Here is a 12,029-nt window from a genome sequence, read left to right as displayed (position 1 = left end):
GACAACACCTCCCCCACACCAAACTTGTCCGCCGCCACACCCAGACCAACCGGCGCCAAACCCAACACCCCCGACACCGGAAAACCCGGACCACGGAGCGAGAAATGCGTCCACAGCCGCCAGCCGCCCGCGGGCAGAAGTACGGTTTCACTCATGGCTGGACTACCTCCCGGGAAAGAACGTCGGAGAGCGCGCCGCCGGCCGTGCACCACTCCAGGACCGCGCGGGCGCTGTGGTACTTGTTCTCGGCCTGCCGGAACGCGATGCTCGCGGGCCCGTCGAGGACCTCGGCCGTGACCTCCTCGCCACGGTGGGCGGGCAGGTCGTGCATGAACAGCGCGTCGGGACTGCTGGCCATCACGGCCTGGCCGACCTGGAAGGGAGCGAACAGGCGCCGCCAGTCCGGATCGGGCTTGGCGGTGCCGGTGGTCTGCCAGCGGGTGGTGTAGATGACATCGGCCGGCGGCAGCCCGTCCATGTCGTGCCGCTGCTCGACACGGGCGCCGGTGGTCTTGGCGTTGACGGCGGCGCGTTCGAGATAGTGCCCGGCCACTCCGTAGCCGGGCGGTGTCCGCAGATAAAGCTCGGTGTTCCGGTAGCGGGACAGGGCCAGGGTGAGTGCGGACGCCGTGTTGTTGCCCTCGCCGATATAGAGCACCCGCAGGCCCTCGATCCGGCCGAACGTGCCCATGAGCGTGGTGAGATCGGCGAGCGCCTGCGTGGGATGCTCGTCGGCACTCATCGCGTTGACGACGGCCATCCGCCGCTGGTCGGCGTAGGCACGGAGCTCGGCCTCGCTCCCGGCGGTGCGGGCGACCAGTACGTCGATCATCCCGGACAGCACGGCGGCGGTGTCCTCGACGCTCTCGCCGGTGTTCTCCTGGAGATCGCCGGGACCGTAGGTGATCAGCCGCCCGCCCAGCCGCAGTGTGCCCGCCGAGAAGGCGGTACGGGTACGAGTGGAGGTCTTGCGGAACAGTACGCCGACGACGGCGTCACGCAGCGGGCGCGCCTCCTCCAGCTCACCGGCCGCGTACTGGACACCGCGCCGGACGATACGGTCCAGCTCCTCGGTGCTGAGATCGTCGATGGAGATGATGTGACGGCGGGTCGGATGACTCATCGGGTCCTCCCTGGTCTGCGGTGAGCGGCGGGGCCGAGGCCGACGGCGGATCGGCGGTGTGTGACGAGTCGGCGATGGATCGGGCGGCGGATCGGGCGATGGGTCGGGCGGCGGTTCCGCATCAGCGCACCCGCAGCCCTTCGTGCAGGACCGTCAGACCGCGGTCGAGCCGGTCGGCGTCGATGGTCAGCGGAGGCATGACCTTGATGACCTCGTCGTGGCGTCCGCACAGCTCCACGATCAGACCGTGCTCGAAGGCGTACCGCTGCGCGGAGCGGGCCCGTTCGGGACCTCCGGCGCCCGCGGTGTCGATACCGAGGACCATGCCCCGGCCGCGTACGGCCAAGGCCGGGTCGAGCGCGGTGAGTTCGGCGCGGAACCGGCCGAGCCGCCCTGCCGCCCGGGCCACACCCGCCTGGAACGAGCCGTGCTGCCACAGCTCGCACGCGGCGGTCGCGGCGACGAACGCGAGCTGGTTGCCTCGGAACGTACCGGTGTGCTCGCCGGGCTCCCACACGTCGAGTTCGCGCCGGAACAAGGTCAGCGAGAGCGGAAGTCCATAGCCGCCGATGGACTTGGAGACGGTCACGATGTCGGGGACGATCCCGGCGTCCTCGAAGCCGAAGAACGTACCGGTACGCCCGCAGCCCGCCTGGATCTCGTCCAGGATCAGCAGAATCCCGTGGCGCTGCGTGAGTTCGCGCAGCCGGCGCAGCCACTCCCGGCTCGCCGGGTAGACGCCGCCCTCCATCTGCGTGGGCTCGACGATCACGGCGGCGGGCAGATCCGTACCGGACGACGGGTCCGCGAGCAGCCGCTCGATGAAGCCGATGGAGTCGAACGGGCCGAGCGGGCCGTCCTCGTACGGTACGAACGTCACGTCCTGGCCGCTCACTCCGCCGGCCCGGCGGGCGCGGCGGCTGCCGGTGACCGCGAGGGAGCCGCGGGACATACCGTGGTACGCGCCGGAGAAGGCGATGAGCCCGGTGCGTCCGGTCGCCTTGCGGGCCAGTTTGAGCGCGGCCTCCACGGCGTCGGTGCCGGTGGGCCCGGCGAACTGCACCTTGTAGTCCAGACCGCGCGGGCGCAGCACCAGTTCGGCGAAGCGGGCCAGGAACTCGCGCTTGGCGACGGTGTGCATGTCCAGGCCGTGCATGATGCCGTCGGAGGCGAGATAGTCGGTCAGCCGGCGCTTGATGAAGTCGTTGTTGTGTCCGTAGTTCAGACTGCCCGCACCGCAGAAGAAGTCGATGAACGTACGGCCGTCCTCGGTGTGCAGTTCGGCGCCCTTGGCCCGTGAGAAGACCACGGGGAAGGTACGGCAGTAGAGCCGGACCTCGGACTCCAGCTCCTCGAAGACAGACACATCAGGAGGTACTGGAGACACGGGAGGTACGGGAGGCAGCGGACGGTCGGTGTGGTCGAGCGGCTGGCGGAGTGGGACGGTGGTCGTCATGTGGGTCCTCTCGGCTTCGGATGGTGCGGCGGCCGGCCCGTGGGCGGTGCTCCGGGCGCTGCCCGGCGGCACTGCTCGGCGGCGTGTCGTGGTGTCGCTCAGCGGCCCGTCCTGCGCCGGGCCGTGAGCACCGGCGCGGCCCGGTCGGCCGACACCCGTGGGTAACCGTCCAGGGCGGCGGCGAGGGCGGCGACGGTCGTATGGTCGAACAGGGCCCGCACCGGCACATCGATACCGAGCACACCTCGCAGCCGTACGGAGACACGGGTGGCGAGCAGGGAGTGCCCGCCGAGCCGGAAGAAGTCGTCATGGGCGCCGACCTCCGGTGTCCCGAGGACCGTCCGCCAGACATCGGCGATGGTCTTCTCCTCCGGTGTGCGCGGCGCCAGATGCCCAACGTCCCTGCTTTGTACGGCGGGTGACGGTGCGTCGGGCAGCGGAAGCGCCTTGCGGTCGACCTTTCCGGTGACGGTGGTGGGCAGTTCGTCGAGGACCATGAAGGACGTCGGGACCATGTAGTCGGGCAGAGTCGTCAGCAGCCGCTCGCGCAGTTCGTCGGGGCCCGGGACCGAGTGGCCTTCGCGGGCCACCAGATAGGCGGTGAGGCGCGGTTCGCCGGAGGCGTCCGCAGTCGGGTGGACAACGGCCGCGCGGATCGCGGTGAAGGACAGCAGGGCGGCCTCGATCTCGCCGGGCTCCATCCGATGGCCGTGGATCTTCACCTGGTGGTCGGCGCGGCCGAGGATCTCCAGTGATCCGTCCGGCCGCAGCCGCCCGAGATCGCCGGTGGCATAGAGCCGTCCGCCGGGCCGGGTGGCGTACGGATCGGGCAGGAACACCTCCGCCGTCTGCTCCGGCCGGTCGTGATAGCCCCATCCGACGGACGCGCCACCGATATGGATCTGCCCTGTGGCACCGGCCGGCACCGGCTCCAGCCGCTGGTCGAGCAGCCGTACGGTGCAGTTGTCCAGGGCGGCCCAGTCCCGTACGCGCCCGTCCGGGCCGAGCCGCGCCATGGTCGCCCATACGGTCGTCTCCGTCGGCCCGTACAGATCCCAGACACGGGCGCCGTGGGCGGTGAGTGCCCGGACAAGGCCGGGAAGGATCTTCTCGCCGCCGGAGAGCACGGTCAGCGCGGGCGGCGGCGACCATCCGGTGTCGGTCAGCATCCGCAGGACGACGGGCGTGGCCTGGAGCACGGCGGGCCGTACGGCATCCATCAGACGGATCAGCCGCTGCGGATCCCTGGCCTGCTCCGGGTCCGCCATCACCACCTGTGCGCCGGTGATCAGCGGCAGACACAGCTCCAGCAGGGACGGATCGAAGGAGAGAGTGGTCACGGCCATGACCGGCATCCCTGGTCCCAGACCGAGCCGGTGCGGCAGGGACAGCAGGAAGTTGGTCAGCGCGCGGTGCGGGATCATGACGCCCTTGGGCGTACCGGTGGAGCCCGAGGTGTGGAAGATATACGCCTGCTCGTGCGGGCGGGCCGGCCGGTCCGGGCGCGTCGAGGGCCGGGCGTCGATCTCCTGACGGTCACGGTCCCGGTCCAGCAGCAAGGTCCTTACGCCCGTGCCGGCGAGACGCCCGGCGAGCGCCTTCTCGGTGATCACCAGTCGGGCGCCGGTGTCGGCGACGAGACGGGCCAGCCGCGCGTCCGGGTGCAGCGGATCGAGCGGCTGGTACACCGCGCCCGCCTTGAACACGGCGAGCAGCGCCACGGCGAGCCCGGCGCCCCGTGCGAGATGGACACCGACCGGACTGCCCGGACCGGCGCCGAGCTCCCGCAGCAGGTGCGCGAGCCGGTTGGCCCGTGTCTCGAGCGCGGTGTACGTCAGCTCGGCGTCCGCCGCCCGTACGGCGAGCGCGTCGGGCGTGGCCGCGGCCTGGCGCTCGAACAGTCCGACCATGGTCAGTTCCGGTACGGGCCGTATGTCGCCCGCGCCATGGGCGAGCAGTCGGCGCCGCTCCTTGGCGGGCAGCGCGGAGACGCTCCGGGTGGTCTCGGCCAGCGGCGCGTCCGAGGCGGCGAGCACACCGCGCAGCAACTCCGCGTAGCCGTCGGCGAGATGGCGCATCGTATCGGCGTCGAACAGCGCGGTGGCGTACTGCATCCGCCCGGAGAGATGTCCTTCCGGGCTGCCCATCAGATCCAGCACCAGGTCGAACGGCGTGCCGGTGGCGGGCGTGGAGACCAACTCCGTCTCCAGGCCCGGCAGTTCGGGCTGCTCTGCCTCGCCGCCGAGCAGCAGGAAGGAGACCTGGAAGAGCGGATTGCGGGACAGATCGCGCTCGGGAGTGAGTTCGGCGACGATGTGCTCGAACGGAGCGTCGGCGTGGGAGAAGTCGGCGAGCGTGGTGTCCCGCACCCGGCGCACCAGCTCACCGAACGTCGGGCCTCCCGAAAGATCGGTGCGCAGCACCACGGTGTTGACGAAGAGCCCGATCAGCCGCTGGAGTCCGGGCCCGCTCCGCCCGGCGACCGGTGTGCCGACGGCGAGATCGGTCTGTCCCGTGTAGCGGCCGAGCAGCGCCTGGAAGGCCGCGAGCAGCACCATGAAGCGTGTGGCGCGCCGGGACCGGGCGAACGCGTCGACCGCGCTCACCAGTTCGGCCGGAAGCCGGAACCGCGTCATCGCGGCATCGCCCTGCCAGACCTCGGGACGAGGACGGTCGGTGGGCAGTTCGAGCGGCGCGAGGCCGTCGAGCCGGGTGCGCCAGTAGCCGGTCCGGTCGGACAGGCTCTTCCCGGAGAGCAGTTCACGCTGGCGGGCCGCAAAGTCGGCGTACTGGAAGGGAAGTTCCGGCAGTGCGGCGGGCTCGCCCGAGGTGCGCTCCCGGTAGTACGCGGCGAGTTCCCGGGTGAGAACGCCCCAGGAGGTGAAGTCGAAGGCGATGTGGTGCACCACCACCAGCAGAAGATGGTCGCCGGGCGCCATCCGGGCCAGTGTGAGCCGTAGCGCGGGCGCGGCCGACAGATCGAGCGGACGGCACAGTTCACGCTCCACGACCGAGCGGAGCCGCTCCTCCCGGTCCTCGTCCGGGACTTCGGTGAGATCGATACGGCCGAGCGGGACCGCCGCCTCGGCGACGACCTCGGGCACGGGCTCGCCGTCGGCCGGGAGATAGCGGGTGCGCAGTACCTCATGGCGGGCGACGACATCGGCGAAGGCGCCGGTGAGGGCGGATACGTCCAGTTCGCCGCGGAGCCGCAGGGCCAGCGGGAGGAGGTAATCCGCGGAGCCGGGCCGGAGCTGGTCGAGGAACCACAGCCGCTGCTGCGAGAACGAAGTGGTCCGGGATGTGGTCCGGGTGCCGTCGGCTGAGCGGCTGTCAGCGTGGTCCACCGGCTGCCTCCATGGGTCGGGATGTCTGCCACGTCCGTGGTGGCCGTGGTGGCACAGCGAGAGCTTGCTTGCCGCGCCGGGCGCGGCAACAGGGAAGGAGTGGCAGCGGTCCGTCGCCGGGCTTGCTGCGCTTATGTCTCTGTGCGCCGGGCGCGGAGAGCGGGCACGCTCGGTTGCGCGAACCGCACCGCCGCACCGCCGGCCCAGACGCGCGAGCCGCACCGCCCGACGACCGGCTCGGATCAGACCGGCTCGGATCCAGACCGGCTCGGATCCAGACCGCTCAGATCAGACCGGTGCGGACGCCGTACGCCACCGCGTGGGCCCGGGTGCGTACCTGGAGCCGGGCCATCAGGTCGTAGATGACGTTCTTCACCGTGTGCTGCGAGCACGCGAGGTTACGGGCGATGGCCGCGTTGCCGTGTCCTTCCGCGACCAGCGCGAGCACTCTCGTCTGACGTGCCGTCAAGGGCGGTACGGCGACGGGATCTCCCGGTTCCGGCGCATACTGCTCGGCGCCGCCGCTGAGCAGCCGTACCAGCACACCGGACGGCAGCCGGCCCTCGCCGTGGTACGCGGAGCGCACTCCGGCCGCCAGCCGGGCCGGGCTCGCCTCCGACGACTGGAGCATGGCCAGGGCTCCGGCCCGTACGCCGCGCAGCACACCGGCGGCCGTGAAGGTGTCGGCGACGACCAGCAGACGTCGGCCGCCCGGGCGGTCCAGGGCCGGGCCCGTGTCGAGCGCTTCGTCGACCGTGCGCGCGGCGGCCACCAGGACCACCTCCGGCGAGGGCGCCGGAGCGCGCTCGATCCCGGCCCGGCGCAGGGCCGCGGCGACCGGTTCGCCGAGGGCCGGGCCCGGCGCGCAGAGGTAGACGCGCAGACGGTCCCGGTGGAGCGGTACCGGTGCCGGTACCGGAGCGGGAGCGCCGGGTGCCGGTATGCCTCTCAGGAGCAGCCGCAGTTCGGACGTCAGCGGTGGGGCCGCCACCGTGGGCGCGCTCACAGCAGACCTGCCCGCAGCGCGTAGGCCACCGCGTGGGCGCGGTTGCGGAGCCGGAACCGCTGGGTGATGTCGCGCATCACCGTGGTCACCGTCCGCGTCGAGTAGCTCAGCTCCTTGGCGATCTCGCCCGTCTCACGGCCGTCCGCGACCAGCCGCAGCACCGCGCGTTCCCGGTCGTCAAGACCCCAGCCCGCGATATGCGGTCTCGCGGGTCTCCCGCCGGACGCGTCGGCGCTCTGCTCCAGCAGCCGGTCGAGGAGATCGGGCGGCACCGTGCTGTCGCCGCCTGCGGCGGTGAGGACGGTACGCACCAGCCGGTCGGCGCTCGCCTCGCGGCGCCGCAGCAGTCCACGGGCGCCCGCCGCGATGGCGTGCAGCGCCTCGGCCGGAGTCAGATCGGTGGCCACCAGCACCACTTCTGGCCGGTGCGGCTCGCTCCGGACGGCCCGGACCATGTCCATCGTCTGGTGGGCCACCTGGTCCACCATCAGAACGGTCACCTGAGCCGCTTCACGCGACAGCACCAGGGTGACATCCGGGCTGCTGTGCAGGGCGCTCCTGGCGCCCGCCTCCAGCACCGGGTCCAGTGCGACCACACTGACAGGCATCGGTTCACCCATGGGGTACTCCTCTTCTTCTCCGTGCGGTGGGTGGCTCGATACACACCTTCGGCGCGGCCGGGAGCCCGTCACATCGGTGGCGGTCCCCCGTATTTACGGGAATGCCGGGACACGCCCTCGGAAAGGCGCCGCGACCGGCGTGTCACCCGGCGTGGCCACCGAACGGTCCGTGCGCGCCCGGCGCCGGCCGCGTGGCGCGTGCGCCGCCCGTACACGGACCGGTGAGCGGGCGGTTTCCGTGCCGGGAGCGGTGGGTGGGGGACGCGGAGCGGAGAGTGGGTAATCGGCGCGCGGAATATAGGGGATCCGTCCCCATGCCGCCCACGTGCGGTTCTGCCAGTGTTGCCGATGTGACCTCCTCCGCCCCCACCTCCGCCACCGCCTCGGGACTGTCCCGCCGCTGGTGGGCGTACGGCCTGACGCTGCGCGAGCGGCTGGCCCTGCCGTACGCTCCCGCCTCCGCCGAGCCCGGCGGGACCACCACGCCCGGTGGGACAACCACGTCGGGCGGGACCACCGCGCCTGGCGGGATACGTGAGCGCCGCGCGCTGTCGGAGCTGGAGCAGGCGTGCTGGAACACACGGCTGGGCGTCCTCGGGATCGGGCCCGACCAGGCCGCCGCCCTCGTCGGCGAGTCGGCGGAGCAGCTGGGCGGACGGGCGGCCGTGCCGAACTGGGCGCTGTTCATCGAGAAGGCGCTCGCCGCGGCGCCGGACGCACCGGGCCCACGTGGCAGGGAAGGCGCGCCCGGCGCCGAAGGCCCCGACGTATTCGTCCCGCTCTTCCGTCCGCTCGTAGACGCTGCGGTGCAGGCGATGGCCGAGAAGCGCGGCCCTCTGGATCCCGCCGTGGCCGACACCGCCGCGCTGACGGAGCGGTTCGCGGACCGGCTCGGACAACAGCTCGCCCGCCGGGCCGCCCGTACTCTCACCGCCGAACTCGCCGCCGCGCGTACGGCGGGACGGCTGACGGGCGCGGGCCCCGAGGACCGGTTCGCGGACTTCCTTCGGCAGACGGGCGGCGCGCGAGGACTGGCCCGGCTCTTCGCCGACTATCCGGTGCTCGCCCGGCTGCTCGCCCAGACCTGCCGGTTCACCGCCGACGCCGTCGCGGAGCTGCTGATCCGGTTCGCCGCCGACCGTACGACGATCGTCACGGAGCTGCTGGACGGAACCGATCCCGGACCGCTGGTGACGCTGGACCTCGGGCTCGGCGACACCCATGAGCGCGGCCGGTCGGTGGCCCTGCTGGGCTTCGCGAACGGCTCCACCGTGGTCTACAAGCCGCGCCCGCTCGGCCAGTACGGCTTCCTCGACCGGATGGTGGAGTGGCTCAACGGCAAGGTGCCGGATCTTGGTCTGCGGACCGCCGCGACGGTCGCGCGGGACGGCTACGGCTGGCTCCAGTACATCGACCATCTCTCCTGCGCGTCCGTCGCGGACATCCACCGCTTCTACCGGCGGCAGGGCGCGCTCCTGGCCCTGGTGTACGCGGTCGAGGGCTCCGATCTGCACTACGACAATCTGGTCGCGCACGGCGATCAGCCGGTGCTGGTGGATGTCGAGACGCTGCTGCACGCCACACTGGCCGAGCCGATGACGGCCGGTCCCGATCCCGCCTCGGCCGCGCTCGCCGCCTCGGTGCACCGGACCTGTCTGCTGCCGCAGCTCATGGTCGGCGAGCTGGGCGCCATCGACATCTCGGCCGTGGGCGGTGCGCCGGACGACAGCGGGCCGCACGCGGAGATCGCCTGGGAGGGCGCGGGAACGGACACGATGCGCCTGGTGCGCCGTCCGGTCCCGTTCACCGGTGGCCGCAACCGGCCGCTGCTGGCGGGCAAGGACGTCGCGGCGGGCGAGTACGGAGCCGCCCTGCTCAGCGGCTTCCGCGCGGGCTACGACGCGATCGTCGCGTACCGGGACGAACTGCGCGGCCCGGACGGCCTGTTGACGCGCGAGGGCGCGGCCGGGCCCGGCCGGCTGATCGTACGGCCGACCCAGCTCTACGCGACGCTGCTGGCGGAGTCGCTCCATCCGGATGTCCTGCGTGACGCGCTGGACAGGGACGCGCTGCTCTCCCTGCTGTGGGCGGAGTCGTCCGACGACCCGGCCAGACAGCGGGTGATCGAGGACGAGATAGCGGATCTGTGGTGCGGTGACATTCCCGTCTTCTTCCACCGGCCGACGGAATCCGAGGTGTGGACATCGCGCGGCACCAGGATCTCCGGTGTGCTGGACACCTCGGGCATCGCCGCCGCTCTGGCCAAGATCGAGGCGATGGGCGAGGTAGACCGGCACGACCAGGAGTGGATCATCTCCGCCTCGCTGGCCACCGCCCGGCCCTCGTCGGGAAGCAGGCACAGGCCGGCCGGGCCACCGGCGAGGACCACGCCCGCCGCCGTACCGGAGTCCTCGGTGCTGCTCGCCGCCGCGTCCGGGATCGCGGACGAGATCGTGGCCCGCGCGGTGCACGGGCCGGGTCCCGAGGATCCACGGTCCGGAGACGAGGGACGGGATCGGGGGCCGGAGCTGGGGCCAGATCGCGGGCCGGAGCTGGCGCCAGATCGGGGGCGCGCCAACTGGATCGGTCTGGAGCTGGTCGACGACGCCCACTGGGCCGTACTGCCGATGGGCGCGAGCCTGGCGCAGGGGTACTGCGGAGTGTCGCTGTTCCTCGCGCAACTCGGCCGGCTGACCGGCTCGTCCCGCTACACCGACCTGGCACGGAAGGCGCTCGCACCGGTGTCCACACTGGTCGCCGCGCTCGCCTCGGATCCCGGGCTCAGCAGGACGGTCGGACCGGGCGCGTTCCACGGTCTGGGCGGAATCTGTTACGCCGTCGCGCGGCTGACGACTCTGCTCGGCGAGGACGAAGGGGAGGGCAAGGGCGGAAGCGGAGGCGCCGAGGGGGCTACGGACGACACCTTGCGTACCGCCGTGGCCGCGCTCGCCCTGTCGGTCGACGACGCTCCCGACGCCGAGATGTCCCTCGATGTCTCGACCGGTCTCGCGGGCGCGCTGGCCGCACTGCTCTCCGTACATCAGGAACGCGGGACGCCGGAGGCCGTCGCCCAGGCCGACCGGATCGCGGAGCTGCTGCTCGTACGCACGGACAACGGACGCCGTGGTACGGGCACGCCCGGATTCGCCTTCGGTGACGCGGGCATCGGCTGGTCCCTGCTGCGCTACGCGGCCGACGGTGACCGCGGTGACCGCCTGCCGTACGCCGAGGCCGGGCGGCGCCTGCTGGACTCCGCGCTGACTTCTGCGGAACGGAACGCGCCTGAGGATCTGAGCTGGTGCTCTGGGCTCTCCGGTACGGTCCTCGCCGTTGCCGACCGCATCGGCCGGCCGACCGCCGGAGACGCTACGGGACCGGCCTCGGCCACCTCCGTCGCCCAAAGCGCTGTCACCCAAACCGCTGCCGCCCGAACCACCGTCGCCGAAACCTCCGTCACCCGAACCGCCGTCCCCGAGATCTCCCTCGCCCGTCTCGACGCGGCGGTGCGCGTGCTCGGCGCGCAGGTGCCGCTGACCGACCACAGCCTCTGTCACGGCGATCTGGGCACCGTCGAGCCACTCGCCGTACTCACCGCGCGAGGCCACCGGGACGCCAGGACCGGCTTGGCGCGCCGCGTGGGACTGACCGTCGGCGCCTTCCAGTACGGCGGCCATCTGTGCGGCACTCCCGGCCGGGTCCACTCCCCCGGTCTGCTCCTCGGGCTGTCCGGTATCGGATACGCCCTGCTCCGCCTGGGTTTCGCCGACCGCGTGCCCTCGGTGCTGCTGCTCGATCCCACACCGTCCCGGCTCCGGGCCGCGTCGAGCGAAAACACCACACCGGCCCCGGCCTCGTATCCCGACGCAACGGCTCAGTGACCACTCACACCGTCTTCCTCCCACAGAAGGGATCACCCGCCATGACCGCATCGCCGCAGCACACCCAGCACCACGCCGAGGACACCGGCGCCGCAGCGTCCCCGCTCTGCCCGGAACCGGCCGACGCCGTCAGTGCCGACACCGTCAACACGGACACCATCAGCCTGGCACGCCGGAATCTGGCCTGCGCCCGCGTCCGCGTTCTCGCCGGACTGACGCTCGGCAGCGGCATCGTCATCACCCTGAGCGGGATCCACACCACCGTCTCCAGCCCCGGCTGACCGGACTCCGTAACGGACTCCATAACGGAATCCGGTCCTCAAGACGGCCTCTGGCAAAACCGGTCCGACCGCTACGATCCCTACCCATGCATGCGCGTGCAGCCGAAGTTGTGGGTCGTGACAGTGAACTCGCCCTCATCGAGGAGTCGTTGTTCGGCTGTCGGCAAGGACACGGCCGCGCCTTGTTCCTCGTCGGTGAGGGAGGAATCGGGAAGTCGCGGCTGGTCGCCGAGGCGACGGGCGCGGCCCTCGGCGCCACCATGCGGGTGCTGCGCGGGCGGAGCGGCACCACAGCAGACCGGTAGTCCCACCCCCCCC

The 12,029-nt window shown here is 71.9% G+C and carries 8 protein-coding genes; 3 read left to right on the top strand and 5 right to left on the bottom strand.

Annotated features, from left to right (window positions below; translation table 11 throughout):
* Positions 1 to 151: 151 nt before the first annotated feature.
* The 5 genes from ACFV6H_RS17575 to ACFV6H_RS17555 form a co-directional block, all read right to left on the bottom strand.
* Positions 152 to 1,123, bottom strand: coding sequence for an ornithine carbamoyltransferase (locus tag ACFV6H_RS17575; RefSeq protein ID WP_385542557.1), 972 nt, complete (start codon positions 1,121 to 1,123; stop codon positions 152 to 154).
* A gap of 121 nt (positions 1,124 to 1,244) precedes the next feature.
* Entirely contained in the window at positions 1,245 to 2,510 is a 1,266-nt protein-coding gene (ectB, locus tag ACFV6H_RS17570; protein ID WP_385542591.1) for a diaminobutyrate--2-oxoglutarate transaminase, read from the bottom strand.
* 167 nt (positions 2,511 to 2,677) lie between these two features.
* Positions 2,678 to 5,926 carry an amino acid adenylation domain-containing protein gene (locus ACFV6H_RS17565; protein WP_385542554.1) on the bottom strand — a complete coding sequence of 1,083 codons (3,249 nt, stop codon included), beginning with the start codon at positions 5,924 to 5,926 and terminating at the stop codon, positions 2,678 to 2,680.
* Positions 5,927 to 6,209: 283 nt separating this feature from the next.
* A complete protein-coding gene (locus ACFV6H_RS17560; RefSeq protein WP_385542551.1) occupies positions 6,210 to 6,932 on the bottom strand; it encodes a response regulator transcription factor in 723 nt (240 codons plus the stop codon).
* On the bottom strand, positions 6,929 to 7,552 hold the full coding sequence (locus ACFV6H_RS17555; RefSeq protein ID WP_385542548.1) for a response regulator transcription factor: 624 nt from the start codon (positions 7,550 to 7,552) through the stop codon (positions 6,929 to 6,931). The genes ACFV6H_RS17560 and ACFV6H_RS17555 overlap by 4 nt, the downstream gene beginning before the upstream one ends.
* A gap of 350 nt (positions 7,553 to 7,902) precedes the next feature.
* On the opposite strand from ACFV6H_RS17555, the gene ACFV6H_RS17550 reads away from it, so the two are divergent.
* From ACFV6H_RS17550 to ACFV6H_RS17540, 3 genes are all read left to right on the top strand, one after another.
* Entirely contained in the window at positions 7,903 to 11,430 is a 3,528-nt protein-coding gene (locus ACFV6H_RS17550; RefSeq protein ID WP_385542545.1) for a type 2 lanthipeptide synthetase LanM family protein, read from the top strand.
* A 41-nt stretch (positions 11,431 to 11,471) separates the two neighbouring features.
* Positions 11,472 to 11,711, top strand: coding sequence for a hypothetical protein (locus tag ACFV6H_RS17545; protein ID WP_384978349.1), 240 nt, complete (start codon positions 11,472 to 11,474; stop codon positions 11,709 to 11,711).
* Positions 11,712 to 11,797: 86 nt separating this feature from the next.
* The gene (locus ACFV6H_RS17540) at positions 11,798 to 12,016 is read left to right on the top strand and encodes an ATP-binding protein (RefSeq protein WP_385542541.1); all 219 of its coding nucleotides are present in this window, start codon (positions 11,798 to 11,800) and stop codon (positions 12,014 to 12,016) included.
* Positions 12,017 to 12,029 lie beyond the last annotated feature (13 nt).

The sequence above is a fragment of the Streptomyces sp. NPDC059743 genome, from assembly GCF_042732975.1.
Classification (GTDB): Bacteria; Actinomycetota; Actinomycetes; order Streptomycetales; family Streptomycetaceae; genus Streptomyces.
This window is presented reverse-complemented; position numbering and strand designations above follow the sequence as displayed.

What these genes read in the sequence shown, in the direction of transcription:
- ACFV6H_RS17575 (WP_385542557.1), bottom strand. Translation starts at nt 1,123, where the DNA reads ATGAGTCATCCGACCCGCCGTCACATCATCTCCATCGACGATCTCAGC.
- ACFV6H_RS17555 (WP_385542548.1), bottom strand. Translation starts at nt 7,552, where the DNA reads ATGGGTGAACCGATGCCTGTCAGTGTGGTCGCACTGGACCCGGTGCTG.
- ACFV6H_RS17545 (WP_384978349.1), top strand. Translation starts at nt 11,472, where the DNA reads ATGACCGCATCGCCGCAGCACACCCAGCACCACGCCGAGGACACCGGC.
- ACFV6H_RS17540 (WP_385542541.1), top strand. Translation starts at nt 11,798, where the DNA reads ATGCATGCGCGTGCAGCCGAAGTTGTGGGTCGTGACAGTGAACTCGCC.